At 72.9% G+C, this 18,630-nt stretch carries 16 protein-coding genes and 1 tRNA gene; 7 read left to right on the forward strand and 10 right to left on the reverse strand.

Translation table 11 applies throughout. The features are described 5' to 3' along the window. Positions 1–84 precede the first annotated feature (84 nt). Positions 85–1,770, forward strand: a complete 1,686-nt coding sequence (locus ACTMTU_RS24215; RefSeq protein ID WP_441265580.1) for a glycosyl hydrolase family 18 protein — start codon at positions 85–87, stop codon at positions 1,768–1,770. Positions 1,771–1,873: 103 nt separating this feature from the next. On the opposite strand, the gene ACTMTU_RS24220 is transcribed toward ACTMTU_RS24215, so the two are convergent. Then, on the reverse strand, positions 1,874–3,652 hold the full coding sequence (locus ACTMTU_RS24220; protein ID WP_441265609.1) for a putative bifunctional diguanylate cyclase/phosphodiesterase: 1,779 nt from the start codon (positions 3,650–3,652) through the stop codon (positions 1,874–1,876). A gap of 445 nt (positions 3,653–4,097) precedes the next feature. Here ACTMTU_RS24220 and ACTMTU_RS24225 point away from each other — a divergent pair, with 445 nt between their 5' ends. Beyond that, positions 4,098–5,363 (forward strand): M6 family metalloprotease domain-containing protein, encoded by a 1,266-nt coding sequence (locus tag ACTMTU_RS24225; protein ID WP_441265610.1) that lies wholly within the window; start codon positions 4,098–4,100, stop codon positions 5,361–5,363. A gap of 62 nt (positions 5,364–5,425) precedes the next feature. Here ACTMTU_RS24225 and ACTMTU_RS24230 read toward each other — a convergent pair. The 7 genes from ACTMTU_RS24230 to ACTMTU_RS24260 all read right to left on the reverse strand — a co-directional run bounded on the left by ACTMTU_RS24230 (position 5,426) and on the right by ACTMTU_RS24260 (position 11,881). Further along, positions 5,426–5,499: transfer RNA gene (locus ACTMTU_RS24230), tRNA-Lys, on the reverse strand. Continuing rightward, positions 5,490–6,107: a bifunctional DNA primase/polymerase gene (locus ACTMTU_RS24235; protein WP_441265581.1), complete on the reverse strand. Its 618-nt coding sequence runs from the start codon at positions 6,105–6,107 to the stop codon at positions 5,490–5,492. The genes ACTMTU_RS24230 and ACTMTU_RS24235 overlap by 10 nt, the downstream gene beginning before the upstream one ends. A gap of 397 nt (positions 6,108–6,504) precedes the next feature. Continuing rightward, a complete protein-coding gene (locus ACTMTU_RS24240; RefSeq protein WP_441265582.1) occupies positions 6,505–6,846 on the reverse strand; it encodes a hypothetical protein in 342 nt (113 codons plus the stop codon). An 80-nt stretch (positions 6,847–6,926) separates the two neighbouring features. Then, entirely contained in the window at positions 6,927–8,309 is a 1,383-nt protein-coding gene (locus tag ACTMTU_RS24245; RefSeq protein ID WP_441265583.1) for an AAA domain-containing protein, read from the reverse strand. Then, a complete protein-coding gene (locus ACTMTU_RS24250; protein WP_441265584.1) occupies positions 8,306–9,904 on the reverse strand; it encodes a hypothetical protein in 1,599 nt (532 codons plus the stop codon). Before ACTMTU_RS24250 ends, ACTMTU_RS24245 begins: the two co-directional genes overlap by 4 nt. Continuing rightward, positions 9,895–11,061: a hypothetical protein gene (locus tag ACTMTU_RS24255; RefSeq protein WP_441265585.1), complete on the reverse strand. Its 1,167-nt coding sequence runs from the start codon at positions 11,059–11,061 to the stop codon at positions 9,895–9,897. Before ACTMTU_RS24255 ends, ACTMTU_RS24250 begins: the two co-directional genes overlap by 10 nt. After that, positions 10,991–11,881, reverse strand: a complete 891-nt coding sequence (locus ACTMTU_RS24260) for a phosphatase PAP2 family protein (protein WP_441265586.1) — start codon at positions 11,879–11,881, stop codon at positions 10,991–10,993. The genes ACTMTU_RS24255 and ACTMTU_RS24260 overlap by 71 nt, the downstream gene beginning before the upstream one ends. A gap of 132 nt (positions 11,882–12,013) precedes the next feature. Between ACTMTU_RS24260 and ACTMTU_RS24265 the strand changes: the two genes are divergently transcribed. Then, a complete protein-coding gene (locus ACTMTU_RS24265; RefSeq protein ID WP_441265587.1) occupies positions 12,014–12,610 on the forward strand; it encodes a histidine phosphatase family protein in 597 nt (198 codons plus the stop codon). Positions 12,611–12,806: 196 nt separating this feature from the next. On the opposite strand, the gene ACTMTU_RS24270 is transcribed toward ACTMTU_RS24265, so the two are convergent. Beyond that, positions 12,807–14,225, reverse strand: coding sequence for a tetratricopeptide repeat protein (locus ACTMTU_RS24270; RefSeq protein WP_441265588.1), 1,419 nt, complete (start codon positions 14,223–14,225; stop codon positions 12,807–12,809). 240 nt (positions 14,226–14,465) lie between these two features. Between ACTMTU_RS24270 and ACTMTU_RS24275 the strand changes: the two genes are divergently transcribed. Further along, the gene (locus ACTMTU_RS24275) at positions 14,466–14,915 is read left to right on the forward strand and encodes a hypothetical protein (RefSeq protein ID WP_441265611.1); all 450 of its coding nucleotides are present in this window, start codon (positions 14,466–14,468) and stop codon (positions 14,913–14,915) included. 58 nt (positions 14,916–14,973) lie between these two features. Continuing rightward, positions 14,974–15,837, forward strand: coding sequence for a spermidine synthase (locus tag ACTMTU_RS24280; RefSeq protein ID WP_441265589.1), 864 nt, complete (start codon positions 14,974–14,976; stop codon positions 15,835–15,837). 19 nt (positions 15,838–15,856) lie between these two features. On the opposite strand, the gene ACTMTU_RS24285 is transcribed toward ACTMTU_RS24280, so the two are convergent. Beyond that, entirely contained in the window at positions 15,857–16,381 is a 525-nt protein-coding gene (locus ACTMTU_RS24285; RefSeq protein ID WP_441265590.1) for a hypothetical protein, read from the reverse strand. A 78-nt stretch (positions 16,382–16,459) separates the two neighbouring features. On the opposite strand from ACTMTU_RS24285, the gene ACTMTU_RS24290 reads away from it, so the two are divergent. Then, positions 16,460–17,158, forward strand: a complete 699-nt coding sequence (locus ACTMTU_RS24290; RefSeq protein WP_441265591.1) for a response regulator transcription factor — start codon at positions 16,460–16,462, stop codon at positions 17,156–17,158. Further along, a complete protein-coding gene (locus ACTMTU_RS24295) occupies positions 17,155–18,552 on the forward strand; it encodes a sensor histidine kinase (RefSeq protein WP_441265592.1) in 1,398 nt (465 codons plus the stop codon). Before ACTMTU_RS24290 ends, ACTMTU_RS24295 begins: the two co-directional genes overlap by 4 nt. The last annotated feature ends 78 nt before the right edge of the window (positions 18,553–18,630 follow it).

An 18,630-nucleotide genomic window follows, 5' to 3' on the forward strand; every position in this document is an offset into this window, starting at 1 on the left:
TGGTGCAGACCATTGACGCGGGGTTCGGGCGGCGGCTATCACTGCTCCAACTCCCGTACCACGCACCCCCCTCGGAGGCCGCACGTGCACGTCCGCAGACCCTTGCTCGCAGCGCTCACCAGCGCGGCACTCGCCGCCGGAGCGCTGGCGGCCGTCGTCGGCCCCGGTTCCGCCCAGGCCGCCGACGCAGCGCCGGCGGCCGCTTCGACCGGTGGCGTCAAGATCGCCTACTACGACCAGTGGAGCGTGTACGGCAACGCCTTCTACCCCAAGCACCTCGACACCCGGGGCATCGCGGAGAAGCTCGACGTCATCAACTACTCGTTCGGCAACATCCACCCCACCGAACTGACCTGCTTCGAGGCCAACAAGGCCGCCGGCGACGACGCCAACCCCAACGCCGGTGACGGCGCGGGTGATTCGTACGCCGACTACCAGCGCTCCTTCTCGGCCACCGACAGCGTGGACGGCGTGGCCGACACCTGGAACCAGCCGATCGTGGGTGTCTTCAACCAGTTCAAGGAGCTGAAGGCCAAGCACCCGCACCTGAAGATCAACATCTCGCTGGGCGGCTGGACCTACTCCAAGTACTTCCACGACGCGGCCAAGACGGACGCGAGCCGCAAGAAGTTCGTCGCCTCGTGCGTCAAGCAGTACATCGCCGGAGACCTGCCCGTCGAGGGCGGCTACGGCGGCCCCGGCACCGCCGCCGGCATCTTCGACGGCATCGACATCGACTGGGAGTACCCGGGCTCGCCCGACGGTCACCTCGGCAATCACTACGGCCCCGAGGACAAGCAGAACTTCACGCTGCTGCTGGCCGAGTTCCGCAAGCAGCTCGACGCGTACGGCGCCGCGCACGGCGGCAAGAAGTACCTGCTGACGGCCGCCCTCCCGGCCGGCCAGGACAAGATCAGGCACATCGAGACCGACAAGATCGGCGCGTACCTCGACTACGCGAACATCATGACGTACGACATGCACGGCGCCTGGGACGGCGACGGGCCCGCGTACCACCAGTCGCCGCTGTATTCCCCGGCGTCCGACCCGACCGACCCCGTCAAGCCGGGCACCCAGAAGTACTCGATCGACAACGCCATCGACGCGTGGATCGACGGCAACAGCGCCTACGGCATCGCCGGCGGATTCCCGGCCGGCAAGCTCACGCTCGGGTACGAGTTCTACTACCGCGGCTGGAAGGGCGTCCCGGCGGGCACCCGCAACGGCCTCGGCGGCAGTGCCACCGGCGCGTCGGCCGCCCGGCCCGTCAGCCAGCAGGCGGGCATCGCGCACTACAAGGAACTCGGCGGCATCGTCGACAACCCGGCGACCACCTTCTGGGACGACGAGGCGAAGGCCGCGTACTTCTACAAGGACGGTGAGTTCTTCACCGGCCTCGACCGGCGGGCCGTCCAGGCACGGGCGGACTACGCGCACGAGCGTGGGCTGGCGGGGGCGATGATGTACTCGCTGCTCGGCCTGGACACGGGGGCGACCCTGTTCCACCAGATCGTGACCGCGGTCGGTTCGTCCCCGACGGACCCTGAGCCCACGCCGACGCCGACGCCGACCGAGCCGACCCCCACGCCGACGCCGACGGAGCCGCAGCCCGGTTGCACCGCGGCCGCCTGGACCTCCACCGCCGTCTACAACAACGGCGGCGAGGCCTCCCACAAGGGCCGTCTCTGGAAGGCCAAGTGGTGGACACAGGGCGAGGAGCCGGGCACCACGGGCGAGTGGGGAGTCTGGCAGGACCTCGGCGCCTGCTGAACCGACCCACCACGTACTGATCCCCCACGGCCGGCGGCCGTGGGGGATCCCCGTGTCCGGACCGCGGCACCCCCGCCGCCGTGAGCGGCAGGGCGAGGATTTCTCAGCCCGGAGTCGTGGCCGGCTGAGGGCAGGGCCCCGCGCCCAGCATCTCCGCGATGCGCTCCGGACCGACCGCGCGTGAGTAGAGCCAGCCCTGGCCCGTGTCGCAGCCGATCCGGCGCAGCCGGGACGCCTGGCCCGAGGTCTCCACGCACTCCGCGGTGACGGTCAGGCCGAGCCGGTGGGCCAGTTCCACCAGGGCCTGGACGATCGTCTCGTCGGCCGGGTTGGCGTGGGCCTCGTCCTGGAAGCCGCGGACAAACGTTCCGTCGAGCTTCAGTACGGATACCGGCAGCCGGCTCAGGTACGCGAGGTTGGAGTAGCCGGTACCGAAGTCGTCGATGGCGATGTGCACGCCCATGTCGCTCAGCGCCTGGAGCGCCTGGAGCGGCCGGCCGGCCGACCCCATCACCGCGGACTCGGTGAGCTCCAACTGGAGCAGATGTGCGGGCAGACCTGTCTCCGCGAGGATCTCGGCGACATCGGCGACCAGGTCGGAGTCCCAGACCTGCCGCACGGCGACGTTGACGCTGACGAACAGCGGCGGGACGTCGGGGTGGTCGAGCTGCCACTGTCTGGCCTGCCGGCACGCCGTGCGCAGCACCCACTGCCCGAGCTGCACGATCGAGCCGTCCTCCTCGGCGATCGCGACGAACCGATTCGGCGTGAGCGTGCCGAACCGCGGGTGGTTCCAGCGCACGAGCGCCTCCACACCACGCGTCACTCCGTCGGCCATGCCCACCAGCGGCTGGTACTCGAGGGTGAACTCCCCGCGTTCCACGGCCGGACGCAGCATCGAGGAGAGCGCCTGCCGGGTCATCCGGTGCGCGTTCCGCTCGGGGTCGAAGAGCGTCCAGCGGGACTTGCCGTCCTCCTTCGCCCAGTACAGCGTCGTGTCGGCGGCCTGCATCAGGCCGGTCGCGCTCGTCCCCGACACCGCACGCTCCACGACACCGATCGACGCGGACACCGACAGCCGCTGGCCGGCCAGGTCGAACGGCTCCTGGAGGGCGGCCAGTACGGACCTGGCGAGGTCGGCGACCTGCTCCGTGCCGGTGGAGTCCTCGACGAGGATCGCGAACTCGTCACCGCCGAGCCTGGCGACCAGATGGCCGCCGCCCCGCCCGGTGCCGCCCGCGTCCGCGCACTCGGCCAGTCGGGTGGCGACGGCGGCGAGCAGCCGGTCGCCGACGCGGTGCCCGAGGGTGTCGTTGACGGCCTTGAACCCGTCGAGATCGAGGTAGCACAGGCCGATCCGGCCGGTGGAGCCCTGGTCGTAGGGGGAGGACTCCAGTGCGGCGGTCAGTCGCTCGAAGAACAGCGCCCGGTTGGGCAGCCGGGTCACCGGGTCGTGCATCTGGAGGTGCCGCAGCCTGGCCCGCAGTTCGCGCCGGTCGCTGATGTCCGCGACGGACAGCAGCACGGTGCCGCTGTCGGGCACGGGGGAGACGGTCACCTCTGCCCACAGCGCACGCCCGTCCGGGTGCTTGAGGCGGCGGGTGCAGCGGAACCGCGAGCGGCGGCCGCGCAGCACCTCGCGGTACGCGTGCCAGGTGCGGGCGTCGGAGGCGAGGTCGATGAGGTCGGCCGCGTACCGGTCGCGCAGCTCCACGGGCCGGGTGCCCAGCAGCGCGGCGAGCGCCTCGTTGGCGCTGATCACCAGGCCCCGGTGGTCGACGACGGCCATGGCCAGTTGTGCCGCGTTGAAGGCGGCCCGGTAGTCGCGCAGTTCGGACGACGTCCGGCCGAAGTTGTGACGCTCCGTGACCGAGGGTCGGATGCTTCCGGGGACTGCGACGCCCGCGGGCCCTTGTCCTTCGGAGGTTCCGCTCACCGCTCACTCCCGCAGTGCAGTTGTGTCGTACAGGGTCGTACAAATGTGGTCGGGGGACGGCCCGCCAAGGCAGTCGGCGAAGAAATCCAGCAAGAACTCGGGGAAAGTGTGCCGATCATAGAGGCAGCGGACGCGGCCCTTCCAGCGTGACCATCATGCGACAGGGCCTCCAGAGGGAACGGCCGATCGTTTCTGCATGGGTCCGGACCGGGCTCTGGCGACCCCTGACCGAATGTGACTTTCCGTGAGCCATCGGAGTGTCGTCGGGTCTCGGAGCGGCATCGGCCCGGTGTCAGGTCGGTCACCCGAGTGGGGCACCGGAACAGGGCGAACCATCAGAAAACATCACAAGGTGGGTGACGCAACCTGCATTCCGCAGCCGGAGGTCCACGTGGAGGGTCAGCAGTCGCCCGAGGGAACACCCGGGAGAGTGGAAAGGGCGCGGCTGCGGAGTGCCGCCGCCGGGCTCACTTCCCTCTTGGCGTTCGCGGCCACCTCCCTCGTGGCCGGTCCGGCCGTCGCCGACTCCGTGGGCGGCCCCTGCGCGCTGCCCCGGACCGCGGCCCACCACTCGCTGGGCCTCGACACCTGGAACGCCGCCTACACCCGGCCGGCCACCGGCCTCGACGCGGTGATGATCTTCCTCTCGTTCCCGGACTCCGAGCCGCTGAACGCCCCCCACGAACTCGCCGCCGACCACTTCCCCGCCACCAGCGACTTCTTCCTGCGCGCCTCGTACGGGAAGTTCTCGCTGCGTGCCGAGCCGCTGACCGAGTGGCTGCCCATGCCCAAGCCCTCCGCCGCCTACGGAATACAGCGCGACTGGGACCCCGAGAAGCGCGCCGCCTATCTCCGGGACGCGATCGACGTGGCCGACCGCGAGGTCGACTTCTCCGAGTACGACATCGTCTACCTGGTCGCCGACCCCGACGCGCCCGGCGTCGACTCGGACGCGACCAAGGTCGTCAACTTGGACCGGTCGCTGAACGCCGATGGCACTGACATCCGGCGGGTGGTCACCGTCTTCGAGCGCCACCCGCCGGACCGCAACGTGCTCGCCCACGAGACCGGCCACGTCTTCGACCTGCCCGACCTCTACCACCGGCCCGTCGACGGCAACGGCGACTGGGACACCCACGTCGGGGACTGGGACGTCATGGGCAGCCAGTTCGGACTCGCACCGGACCTGTTCGGCTGGCACAAGTGGAAGCTGGGCTGGCTGACCCGGCAGGAGGTGCGGTGCGTCTCCGCGGAGCGCGGCAGCGGCATGGTGACCCTCGAACCCGTGGCCGCCGCGCCCGTGGGCGGCGGGAGCATCGGGACCCGGCTGGCGGTCGTCCGCACCGGACCCGACAGCGCGCTCGCGATCGAGGCCCGCGGAGCCACCGGCAACGACACCTACACCTGTACGGAGGGCGTGCTCCTCTACCGGGTGCGGGCCGAGACGGCGTCGGGAGCCGGGCCCGTCGAGGTCGTCGACACCCACCCGGACACGGACGCCTGCTGGGAGGAGTCGGTCTTCCCGCCGCTCGCGGACGCGCCACTGCGGGTCGGTGAGACCTTCACCATGCCGGGGCCGCCGGGCGGACGGGCGCGGGTGGAGGTCGCGGAAAGGACGCAGACAGGGGCGTGGACGGTGAAGATCACCACTGCCTAGCGCCGTCCTGTTCCGGACACGAAGAAGGTCCCCCGCTCTCGCGAGGGACCTTCTTCCGTCTGTGCGCCGCCAGGGACTCGAACCCCGGACCCGCTGATTAAGAGTCAGCTGCTCTAACCAACTGAGCTAGCGGCGCCTGCTGACGTCGTAGACCTTAGCATCCTGATCGGCGGGAGGAAAAATCGATACACGCACCCCCGCGGAGGCCTTCGCGCGGACCGCCCGTACACACGCCCACAGCAGGACCTCCGGGCCCGGGAGCCAGGGCCGGCGGGTGTCCGGGGCGACCACCCAGCGCGGTTCGGAGGCGGTGTTCGCGGGGATCAGCGGCGGGACGGTGACCGCGTCGCCCGTGCCGTGGCACAGCAGTGGCGGAACGGAGTCGCCCCACTCCTCCCAGTCGAGCAGCGACGGCAGCCGCTGAGCCGTGCCGGGCGCGGCGAACAGCATCATCCGGCCCCGGTGCACGGCGACGGGCCCGGACCCGGGGCCCTCCTCCCACAGCCGGTCCAGCATCCGGCGGCCGAAGACCGAGGGCACGGTCACCACGTCGAACACGGAGCCGCAGGGCAGCACGGCGGGGGCGGTCGGCCGCGCCTCCCACTGGGCGAGCGCCGACCGCGGGTACGTCTCCGCGGAGGCGAGCCAGCCGGCGCCGGGGGGTGTCACACGGGCCGCGGCGCGGTCCTCCTCGTCGGCGGCCACGTGCGTCAGCAGGGATGGGTCTCGAAGCCATGCGGTCATGCTTCATGCTTACCGGGGGTGATACTGCAATTTCACCGGGTTGGCAGAAACAAGGACAGGACGGGGCGGAGGGGAGTATCTTGCGCCGTCGGCATATGCGAAGTGATGTTGACGGGAGCCCCGCCCCCACTCCCCGTAGCGGCGGCTGCCCGCCCGGGCCCCGCGGAGCGGGCCAGGGTCTTTCGTTTGGATCAGGCCGGATCAGCGAGCGGGGTCCGGTGCGTGCGATCGCAAGGCGGAGGAGGGAGGCTGGGGGTGCCCCCGTGCCCGGAGGGCTACGGGGGAGGAGCCATGCCGACCTACGACAACGCGGCGTGGGGGCACCTCCCGTGCCCGGAGGGCTACGGGGGAGTGCGTGCCAGGGCCCGCGAGCCCGGCATGATCCAAACGAGAGGCCCTAGGTGACAGCGCCGCGCAGGAGCTCCTCGCCGAAGTCGATCATCTTGCGGGCATAGTCCTCGGTCCAGCCCGCCCGCTCCGCGATGTCCGCGGGCGTCAGCCGGTCGAAGCGGCGGGGATCCGCCAGCTGGGCCGCCGCGACGGCCTGGAACTCCACCGCCCGGTCCGTCGCCGCCCGGAAGGCGAGTGCCAGCTCCGTCGCGCGGGCCAGCAACTCGCGCGGGTCCTCCATGGACTCCAGGTCGAAGAAGTGCTCAGGGTCGGCGGCGGCCTCCGACGGCTCGAAGAGCAGCGGGCCCGGCCGCATCCTGCGCTCGGTCGTCCGCTCCGGTTCCGCCATGTCCGTACTCCTCCTCGTCACGGCCCGCGCCCCGGACCGCCATCCATTGTCCCGCGCCGCGCAAGAGGGCCTCAGGCCATTCAGGGCCGCCACAGCACCCGGTGCTCGGCCAGATGTGCCAGCGCCGCGTGATTCGCCTCCCAGCCGTCCGGGAACTTCACCGTCACGCCCAGCTGGACCGGCTCCGTGGACGGGTGCTCGTCGAGCAGCTCGCCCACACCGGCACGGCACACCACGATGCAGGCGTGCCGGTGCCGGGAGGCGAGGACGCACAGCCGGCCGGTCTCCAGGTGGAACGCCGTCGCGTCGGGCCGGCCGGACAGGGGATGGAGTACGACGGTCACGTCGTACTCACGGCCCTGGAGGCGGTTCGCGGTGTCGACCGTGACGCCGGTGACGCCCAGGTCCGCCAGCGCGGCGCGCACCGCGGCGGCCTGGTCGCGGTGGGCCGTGCCGACGGCGATCCGGTCCGAGGTGAGCGGCACCGGCTCCTCGGACCGCTCCGAGACCGCGGCGCCGCCGCGATCGAGCAGCCGGCGCACCACCAGCGCCACGGCCCGTACCGCCTCCGGATCGGTCCGCGGCGTGTGACGCGGGGGAAGCTCCAGCAGTCCCCAGCCGGAGGCGGCCGCCTCGTCGAGAACCCGGTCCGGCCCGGACCCGTCGGACGGCACACCGAACGAGAGCCTCCGGTCCCCGTCGCCCGTGCCGCTGCGGAACGGTGTGTACGGGTAGAACGCGTCGGACACCAGCGGCGCCGCGGACGCAGGCAGCCGCCAGGAGACCGGCAGCCGGTGCTGCGGCAGCTCCGGGTTGTGCGCGAGGAGCGTCGACACCGCGCTCGCGGACGGATCGTAGGAAAGGCCAGCCCACTGCTCGGCACCGACCACGGAGAACGGGTCGAGCTGGCCCGGGTCGCCGACGAAGAGCGCACGCTCGAAGAGCCCGGCGACGGCGAGCAGCGCGTCGGAGCGCATCTGGTACGCCTCGTCGACGATGGCGTGTCCCCAGGGCTCGACGCCCTGCACATGCGCCCACTTGGCCGCCGTGGAGATGACGACGTCCAGACCGGCCAGGTCACCGGCCTTCGCCGACTTGCGGACGTTGTCCAGTTCGTCGAGAGCCTTGTCGTACGGGTCGGAGTCGTTCGAGTGCAGACGGCCGACGGGAAGCCCCGGCTCCTTCTCCGCGAGCCGCAGCACCAGGTCGTCCACCTGCGCGTTGGTCTGCGCGACGACCATCAACGGACGGCCCGCCGCCGCCAGTTCGAGTGCCGCCCGCACCACAAGGGTCGACTTGCCGGCGCCCGGCGGGGAGTCGACGACGACGCCCCTGGCGGAGCCGTGGAGGGTGTCGGCGAGGATGTCGGCCGTGGCACGCGCGGCCTCCGCGGCGGGATCGAACGGCGCCGAGGGAACCGGCGCCGTGGCCGGAGGGAACGGCGCGGCGGAAGGGGGTGTCACAGGAGGTCCTCCGGGGTGACGAGGTCCGGGATCTCGGCCGTGTCGGTGCGCGGCGGCCCGCCGTGCGTCCACGGCGTCTCCTCCGGATCCGGCAGTTTCGGCCCGCCCCGCTGGTCGTGCTCGAACAGGGTCCAGGCGATACGGTCCCCCTTGGCCGGCACCGACCCCTCCGCGGGGTCCTTGGCGCGGCCCATCCGGTCCATGACGCGCAGCACCAGCGTGCCCTCGTCCTCGTACCGCACGAACTCGGCCGTCTGAGGCTTTCCCTCGAGCGAGCGGTACACCTTCACCCGCTCGCCGAGGTGGGGGCGGTCGTCCGTGCGGACGGTCACCAGCGGACGGGGACTCGGCCGCTTCGACTCGGACCAGGCCATCTCCACGTCGATCACCTCCGACAGGAACGCCTCGCCCGCCAGCCGGCGGCCCGCCAGCACCAGCGGATCGTCCAGCGCCTCCTGGGCCTCCAGTTGCGCCTGCGCCGTCTCCCGCGCGGCCAGCTTCTGCGCGGCGGTCACCGCGTCGTCGCGCCGCGGCTGGGGCGGCTCACCGGCGCGGACCCGGTCGCGGTGCGCGGTGAACGACCACCGGTCACGGGTCCAGCGGTCCTCGACGCGGGAGCCCTCCGGCAGCGCGCGCATCAGCTCGACCGTGCGCCACACGGCGGACCAGGTGGGCCGCATCTGGTCCGCGACCAGGCGCCGGATCTCCCGCTCCGCACGGTGCAGCTCGCCCAGCCGCTCGTCGGCGCTGCCGCCGTCCTCGGCCGTCGCCAGCAGTTGCCGGGCCCGGTCGTAGCGCTCCATCGCGGGCGCCAGCCGCCGGTTGTCGAAGACCGGGTCGGTCGCCGGCCCCGCCGGCGGGCACAGCAGCATGCCCTCCCGGTCCCGGCCCAGCTCGGCCCGCAGCGCGGCCTCGGCGCCGGACTCGCCGTCCGGCGCGTCGTCCGCCTCGATCCAGGCGAGCAGCGCGCCCAGGTGCTGGTCCTCCAGCGAGGACTGGCCGGTCGCCCAGTGGCGGTTCAGCAGATCCGTCGCCGCGAGCAGCAGGGAGGAGCCCGGGACCCGGGCCCGCTCCCCGTAGTGGGTGAGCCAGCGGCCCAGCAACGGCACCCGGGGCGGCGCCGGGTAGGGCGTGTCGGGGTCCTGCTCGGCCGTGCGACGGAACCGCATCGAGCGTCCCAGCAGCCGCACGAACTCCACGCCCGCCCGGCTCGGCACGATCAACTGCGGCGCGTCAGCGCACAGTTCGACCTCGACGGTGACCCTCTTGCCGGTCTCCGCGTCGGTCTCCTTGCGCTCGACGTGCTCCACCTCGTCCCCGAAGCCGTCGAGATACGGCAGGACCACGTCGGCCAGCTCCGTCAGGAACGCCGAACGCAGGTCGCGATCGCGCGGCTGGGCCACGACCAGCAGCCGCGGCTCCTCGGGGTCCGTCCCCACCAGCGCGCCGAGCGGTGCCCCGGCCTCACCCGCGGTCGTCAGCGGCACGAACACCAACGGGCGCTCGGCCACCCGCCGGTGGCGGACCGTCGCCAGCGGCTGCGCCCGGCCCCTCTCGACCGCCTCCAGCCGGGCGAGGGTGGCGATCAGCGACATGCTCCGGCCTCCTGCCCCGCCGCCGCGCCCCGCTGCGCAGGATCCGCCTCGGCCAGCGCCTCGGCCCGCAGCGCGGCCGCCCGCCGGAGCGCCGCCACTGCCGGGTCGGCAGGGTCCCCGGCCTCGCCGCGTGCCGCCGCCAGCACCTCGCCGATGGTCGTCAGCCCGCCCAGCTCACCGCGGACCGACCGGCCCAGCGTCTCCACCGCACCGGCCTGCCTGGCCCGGTCACGGCAGTGGAAGGCTAGCTCGCAGGCGGCGAGGCACTCGGGCGCGTACGCGTGCGGGACGGACTCGACCGCAGCCGTCAGCTCGTCCGGCGAACAGCCGTCGAGGTCGAAGGTGACGCCCTCCGGAAGCCCGGCCGCGATGTCCTCGACACGGGTGAGCCTGGCCAGCTGACGGCGGGTCACCGACAGCTGCTTGCGCACGTCCACGGCGGACGCGGTCGGCAGGTTGGAGAAATCCTTGGGGCAGACCAGCAGGATGCTGTGCGCGACCCGCGCGCCGTCCGTGACGGCGGCGACCCGCTCCAGCGCCAGGACGTACACCGCGGCCTGGCGGGCGGCCGCACCGACCTTCGACGCGTCCGCCGACGCGTCGACCATCGGGAACGACTTGATCTCCACGACCGTCCACCGGCCGTCGGGGTGCACCACCACCGCGTCCGGCTCCAGATACGCGGGCGAGCCCGCCACGTCCAGGGCGAGCAACGGATGGTCGAGCAGCGTCCACGCCCCGGCGGCCGTCGCCTCGCGCAGCGCCAGCGCCGTACGCGCGGCACGCCCCTCGGGGCCGGCCGCCGACAGATCCGGCACCAGGGCGCCCGCCGGGTCGTCGAGCCCGAGCAGGCGCAGCAGCTCCTTGCCGCCGTCGGCCTTCACCTTCGCCTCGAAGGCGTTCCCGCGCATGAAGGCGAACTGCGACTGCCCGAACGTCCCCGGAGCACCCAGCGCGGAGGCGAGCGCCGCCTTGTCCACCCCGGCGCCGTCCAGCAGCGCCCGGCGCCGGCACCCCGGGTTGGCGGCGAGGGCCGCGAGGGCGCGGGCGTCCAGCGGATGGGGCTGCGCGGCAGGGCCCCGCAGCTCAGCGAGCCGTTGCCGGAGTGCTGTCGTCGGCGCCTGCGGAGGGGGTCCGCTGCCCAGGGATTCGCTCACCCGCGGAAGTCTCGCATCCGCCACCGACAACAGGGGAGGCGGCGACCGCCGCGGTGGGGCGCGGCCCGCCGGTGAACCGTTCGCGCGTGCGGTCGGCGAGACGCAGGGCGGGCCTGGTCAGCAGTGCCCCCGCGCACATGACGGCGGCGCCGGCGACCGCGTCGAGGAAGTAGTGGTTGGCCGTGCCCATCACCACGACCGTGGTGAGCAGCGGGTAGGCGACGGCCAGAGCCCGCACGAGCGGCGTACGGCCGTGCCGCCACAGCATCACACCGACCCACAACGCCCAGCCGACGTGCAGGCTCGGCATCGCCGCGTACTGGTTCGTCATGCCGCCGAGCCCCCGCGGCGCGCTCGCCTCCGCGCCCCACCAGCCGTACGAGCTGTACTGCGCCATCGTGTCCACGAACCCGTGGCCGGCGTCCAGCAGCCGCGGAGGGCAGGTCGGCATCAGCGTGAAACCGGCCAGCCCGAGGAGCGTCGAGAGCATCAGCCAGGTGCGGGCCGCGCGGTAGTGGAGCGGGCGGCGGCGGAAGAGCCACACGAGGACGGCGGGGGTGGCCAGGTAGTGGAGCGAGGCGTACGCGAAATCGGCGGGTATGCCGAGCGCGGGCATCTCCGTGAAGAGACGGTTCAGCGGATGCTCGGCGTTGAGCAGGAGTGCCTTCTCGGCCCGGAGTATCGCGAGTCCGTTGTCGACGGCCGTGGAGACGTCGCCGCGGGCGAGGAGCCGGCCGGCCGAGTACGCCGCGTAGACGACGGCGATCAGCAGCAGCTCGGTCCACCAGCGAGGCCGGTGGCGAGGCGCGGTCTGCGGCATCCGGTCGGTCTCCGTCCCCCGTCGGGATCACTCGTCCGGGGAGGGGGACGCCGAGATCGGCGCGGAGGTTGCCTGAAGTTCAGGTGCGGGATGATGGAGCGACATCGATCGTGAACCTCAGGAGAGCTCCCCATGGCACCGCGGATCCTGCTCGCCCGGCACGGCCAGACCGAATGGTCGCTGCTCGGAAGGCACACCGGCAGGACGGACATCCCCCTGCTCGAGGAGGGCCGGCGCGGCGCCAAGCTGCTGGGCGAGCGGCTCCACCGGGCGCCGTGGTCGGGGCTGGAAGGGGTCGAGATCCGTACCAGCCCGCTGATCAGGGCGAGCGAGACGTGCGCGCTGGCGGGCTTCGGGGAGCGGGCGCAGGCCTGGGACCCGCTGATGGAATGGGACTACGGCGCGTTCGAGGGCCTCACGCCGGCCGAGATCCAGGACATCCGGCCCGGCTGGCTCCTGTGGAGCGACGGCGCACCCGACGGCGAGACCCTCGCGGACGTGTCCGCCCGCGCGGACGAGGTCGTCGAATGGGCCCGCTCGGCCGACCGCGACGTACTGGTCTTCGCGCACGGCCACATCCTGCGCTCGATCGGGGCGAGGTGGCTGGGCGAGCACATCTCCTTCGGTGCGCGCATCCGGCTGGATCCGACGAGCCTGTCGGTGCTGGGGTGGGCGTACGGGGAGCCGGCGATCGAGCGGTGGAACGACACGGGGCACCAGGAGGGGTGACGGTGGGGCCGTTCCCCTACCCGCCCCTTCCCGAAACCGGGCTCCGCCCGGACCCGTACCGCGCTCCGCGCGGTGCGGGCGCGGGGGCCCGGTGGGGGTCCCCCCCCACGCCGCCGGGCGTAGGGGGAGGAGCCCCCGGTTTCGGGAAGGGGCGGGTAGGGGAACGGCCCCGCGCAGCGGCCACGCCCGTGTGGCGTCAGGCGCGGCCCGTTGCCGTCTCGCGGTGGTGGAGGAAGGCGGAGACCGACGGGCTGCGGCGGTGCGGCAGGAGGACCTTCGCCGTTTCCGACAGCATCGCGTGGATGCGGGACGACCGGACCTCGCCCAGCAGTTCGAGCACCTGCTCGCCCGCCGCGGCCGCCTCCTCCGGCTCGCCCGCCCGGGCCAGGTCCGCGGCCAGCTCGGCCCGGTACAGCGCGAGGTTGCGGGTGAAGCGGCGGTCCTGCAGGGCCGCCGCGCGACGCGCGTGGCGGGCCGCGCGGGCCCATTCGCCGAGGGCCGACCAGCACTGCGCCTGGAGCGCCTCCAGTTCGGGCTCGGCGAAGAAGGACATCCACTCGGGGTCGGCGTCCGAGGCGCCGCGCCCGAAGTGTGCGTGTGCCCTGGCCAGCGACTGCTCGCAGCCGGCGCGGTCGCCGAGCCCCGCCCAGCCGCCCGCCTCCCGCAGCGCGAGCAGCGCCAGCAGCCGTGGGGAGGCCACCAGCCGGGCCGCCTGCTGGCCGGCCTGTGCGGTGCGTACGGCCTCCCGGTGCCGGCCCGCGTCCCTGGCGAGGAACGACGTGTTGCAGAACGCGTGCGCCTCCAGCGCCGGGTCGCCCGCCACGCGCGCGGTCGCCAGGGCCTCCGCGTAGTGCGAGCGGGCGTCCTCGAGACGGCCGGAGTCGTGGGCGAGCCAGCCCACCGAAATGGCGAGTTCACCGGCGCCGGTGTGCAACCGCTGCGCCGTCGACCTGCGGGCCGGCGTGCCGGCGTCGAGCAGCGCGTACGCGGCCCTCAGCGGCTGCGCGGCACGGCGGTACAGACCGTCGGCGCCGTGCCGGTCGTCGAGCAGCCGGATGCGGCGTACCGCCTCCTCGACGGCGCTGACCTCGGCCTCGCCGACTCTCCGCGGGTCGGGCAAGGATCCGGGGCCGAGCCCCAGGGACGCGGCCGCCACCGTGGTGGAGCCGCTCGTCATGAATGCGCGACGCAGCACGTCGCTCTCCTCGTCGCTGTCGCTTTCGCTGCTGCCGAGGGGGAGCCGGCAGCAGGGGTGGTGGTGCGGAACGGCCGCGCCCGCGGCCCGGTCCGGCGGCGGTGACGCGGGCGCGGCCCGGTTCCCCGCGCCGCGCCCGCGCACCTGTTCCCGGGCGGTGAAGCCCAGGTCCGTCAGCGCCAGGCCGGGGAACATGTGCAGGAACACCCGCTCGTACGCGTAGTTCGGGCAGCGGATCTCCCCGGACTCGACCCGGCCGATGTAGCGCGCGTCGCAGGAGACCTGCTCGCCGATCTCGCGGGCCGCCCGCCGTACTGCCGTCGCGAACTCGCCCGGCGAGCGGTGTCCGCGCAGTCTGCGGAAAGCCAGGTTGGGTACGGGGGCAGGAACCGCCCGTGATGCCTTTGACGATGACGCCATGGCCGAGGCCTCTCTTGGTGCGGCCGTGTTCCGGCGGGGCAAGAACGTACCTGCTGTGACAGGCCCCTCACACAGGGTTTGGCAACAAAAGGGACATCTCGCCGGTGTTCTGCCATGAACTGCCATCCTTTGCGGCGGCGTGCCGCCGTAGCCCTTGACGCGTACGGGCGTTGAACCGTACGGAGGCGCGTTACGTGTCTCCACTCGAGCGAGGAGGGGATCCCCTTGTTGGAGATCGGCATGGAGACCAGCGCGACGCCCTCGACCACGGCCGGGCACCGGCCCACGCCGGACGGCAGTGCACCACCCCTCTGCGACGTGGCGGTGCCCGGCGGGCCGGCAGAGCCGTGTGATCTGGTGACCGTTCCCGCCCGGCAGGGCCTCGAGGCGGTGGACATCCTTCGCCGCGCCGCCGCGCCCGCGGTCGGGCCGGTGCTCCACGACGGGGCCTGCGACACCCTGGGATTCCTCGTCCCGCCCGGCACCGCCGACGCCTGGGACATGCCGGGCAGCGCCTGTACGCAGACCTCCGGCCGGGGTCTGCGCATCCCGGCGGAGTCACCGGCCACCGGGTCCGGCTGGCTGCTGCCGCCCGGTGACGACGCGGACACGGTCACGGACCCGGTGGTGCTGCGCGAGGCGCTGGGGGAGGCGGCCCGCCTGATCGAGGCGGCGGACAACTGCCGCTGAGGCCGGCCCGGCGGAGGACCCGGACGCGGGGGGTCCGCGGCCGGGCGATAATGGACGTGTGGCGAAAAGCAAGCGGCGTGGGGGCGGTGGACCGGAGTCCGTCGTCGCTGCCGTGGACGGCGGACTCGCGGAGCTGATACCCGACCGGGAACGCCCGCGCGGCTGGACGCTGCTCATCGACGGTGCGCCGCAGTCGCACGTGGATCTCGACGACCCGGCGTATCTGTCCTTCGAGTACCAGCGCCGGCTCGGCCACGCCGTGGACCTCGCCGCACCTCCCGGGCGTCCCCTCCAGGTCGTGCACCTCGGTGGTGGGGCGTTCACCCTCGCCCGGTACGTCGCCGCCACGCGCCCCCGTTCCACCCAGCAGATCGTCGAACTGGACGCGGCCCTCGTCCAACTCGTACGCGCGCACCTGCCGTTGGATCCCGGCGCGCGGATACGGGTCAGATCGACCGACGCGCGGGCAGGTCTGGCGAAGGTGCCCGACGGCTGGGCGGACGTGGTGATCGCGGACGTGTTCAGCGGGGCGCGCACCCCCGCGCATCTGACCAGCACGGAGTTCCTCGCAGAGGTGCGCAGGGTGACGAGGCCCGGCGGCAGCTACGTCGCCAACATCGCCGACGGCCCGCCGCTCACGCATCTGCGGGCCCAGATCGCCACCGCCTCGGCCGTCTTTCCCGAGCTCGCGCTCGCCGCCGATCCGACGGTGCTGCGCGGACGTCGCTTCGGCAACGCCGTGCTGCTCGCGTCGGACAGGGAACTGCCGGTCGCCGAGTTCACCCGCCGGGTCGCGAGCGACCCGTTCGCCGGACGCGTCGAACACGGGCGGGCACTGGCCGACTTCACCGGCGGGGCGGCGCCCGTGACGGACGCGAGCGCCAAGCCGTCGCCGGTGCCGCCGCCCGCGGTGTTCCGCTGACCCTCGGGTGACGGGACTCTCAGCGTTCGTCGAACTGCACCATCGGAGGATGGCCGTTCCAGGTGCAGAACACCGACACCTCGTGACCGTCCTGCGTGAACGTGACACGGATCCACGACGGCTGCGTCCACACCTGCATCTGCCAGCCCGCCGCCGGAGTCGCCGAGACGAGCTCGGCCGCGGTGTCACCGATGTCGAAGACCACCCGGCCGCCCTTGACGTTGTAGCCCTTCACATTTCCGGCATCCGAAGGCGGCGGCGGTGAAGGCGACTTCGGCGGGGGGTCCTTCTTCGTCGGCGAGGCGGGCGGAGGCGTCGTCGGCGGGCGCGTGCTCGGCGAGGCGGACGGGCTCGGCGGCCGCGCCGTCGACGACGCCTGCGGCTTCGCGGCCTGCGCCGTCGAGTTCTGCGCGGTGATGGGAAGAGCGCGCGGCCGGTCGTACGCGGTTCCGGCCATGACCGTGTGGACGCCCCACCACGACAGCGTCACCGCCGCGCCGGTGGACAGCGACCACGCCATGGCATGTACGAGTCCTCGATGCATCCGGGCCATAGTGCACCACCCGTCCCCGGCTTGTCCCGAACGGGACCGGCGTACTCCGGATGGCGTACGGTGCCGCCCATGGCAAGTGTGCTCGTGGTCGAGGACGACCAGTTCGTGCGCTCCGCCCTCATCAGGCACTTGACCGAGGCCTCCCACACGGTACGGAGCGTCGGCACGGCCCTCGAGGCGCTGCGCGAAGTGGCCCATTTCCGGTTCGACGTCGTCATTCTCGACCTCGGACTGCCCGATCTGGACGGCGCGGAGGCGCTGAAGATGCTCCGCGGCATCACCGACGTTCCCGTGATCATCGCGACCGCGCGGGACGACGAGGCGGAGATCGTACGGCTGCTCAACGACGGTGCCGACGACTATCTGACCAAGCCGTTCTCCGTGGAGCACCTGTCGGCCAGGATGGCGGCCGTGCTGCGCCGTTCCCGGGCCGCCGGCGAGGCGCCGCCCTCGCGGGTGATCCAGGTCGGCGGGCTGTCCATCGACCCGCTGCGCCGCCAGGCCGAACTGGACGGCGACCGCCTCGACCTCACCCGCCGGGAGTTCGACCTGCTGGCCTTCCTCGCCGGCCGGCCCGGGGTCGTCGTCCCCCGCAAGGAGTTGCTGGCCGAGGTCTGGCAGCAGAGCTACGGCGACGACCAGACCATCGACGTCCATCTGAGCTGGCTGCGCCGCAAACTCGGCGAGACGGCGGCCAAGCCGCGCTATCTGCACACGCTGCGCGGGGTCGGAGTGAAGCTCGAGCCACCGAACGGACACCGGCCATGAGATGGGCGCTCGTCAAGGTCTCCCTGGCCGTCACCGTGATGGTGGTGCTCGCCTTCGCACTGCCCCTCGGCATCGTCATCAAGGAGATGGCCCGCGACCGTGCCTTCTCCAACGCCGAGCGGCAGGCCGCGACGATCGGCCCCACCCTGACCGTCACCACGGAACGCCGCCCGCTGGAACGGGCCGTCGAGTCGACCCCGGCCGGTGCGGTCGGCCGGATGGCCGTGCACATCCCCGCGTCCGGCGAACCGGGCAGCCTGCCGCTGGAGATAGGCAAGCGCCGGGCGGCGAAGAAGGACCTGGCGACCGTCGAACGGATCGGCCGTGCCTCGATCACCGAGGTGTCCGGCGGCTCGGCGCTGCTGCAACCGACCGCGATCGGGACCGGTCAGATCGCCGTCGTCGAGATCTTCGTGCCCGAGGGAGAGGTCTCCAACGGTGTGGACACCGCCTGGCTCGTCCTCGCCGGAGTCGGCCTCGCGCTGATCGTCGGCTCCGTAGCGGTCGCCGACCGGCTCGGCGTACGGATGGTGCAGCCGGCGCAGCGGCTCGCGGGCGCCGCCCACGACCTGGGGGAGGGCCGGCTCGGGGCCCGGGTCCCGGAGGAGGGGCCGCCCGAACTGCGTTCCGCCGCTGTCGCGTTCAACTCCATGGCCGACCAGGTCGTCCAGCTCCTGGCCAACGAGCGCGAGCTGGCCGCCGATCTCTCGCACCGGCTCCGGACCCCGCTGACCGTGCTCCGGCTGAACGCCGCGTCCCTGGGTGAGAGCACCGCCGCCGAGCAGACCCGGGCGGCCGTCGCGCAGTTGGAACGCGAGGTCGACACCATCATCCGCACCGCCCGCGAAGCGAAGCCGCAGACCGCGGCGGCCGGCCCCGGCGCGGGCTGCGACGTCTCGGAAGTGGTCCGCGAGCGGATGGGATTCTGGTCGGCGCTGGCGGAGGACGAGGGCCGCAAGGTCCGGCTCGCCGGAGTGGACCGGCCCGTGCGCATCCCGGTCGCACGTCCCGAACTCGCCGCCGCGCTCGACGCGCTGCTCGGCAACGTCTTCCGCCACACGCCCGAAGGCACGGCCTTCTCCGTCGACGTGCACAACAGCGACGACGCGGTCATCGTGCTGGTCTCCGACGCCGGCCCGGGCATCGCCGACCCGGCGGCCGCCATGGCCCGGGGCAACAGCGGTGCCAGGGACGGCTCGACGGGCCTCGGCCTGGACATCGTGCGCAGGGTCGCGGAGTCCACGGGCGGCGACGTACGGATCGGCAGGTCCGTCCTCGGGGGCACCGAGGTACGGATCTGGATCGGCCTCGACCCCCGCGAGGCCGCCGGCGGCCGGCGCCGCAGCCGGCACCGGGGGCGGGTTCCGCGCCGTCGTAAGACCGCCCTGCGGTAGCGCACGGCCGCGTCCTCGCGGCACATCATTAATCGCTTCCGATGCCTCCCTTAAGCGCGCCCTAAGAAGACCGACCGC

This window comes from Streptomyces sp. OZ13 (assembly GCF_052068155.1).
Lineage (GTDB): Bacteria > Actinomycetota > Actinomycetes > Streptomycetales > Streptomycetaceae > Streptomyces.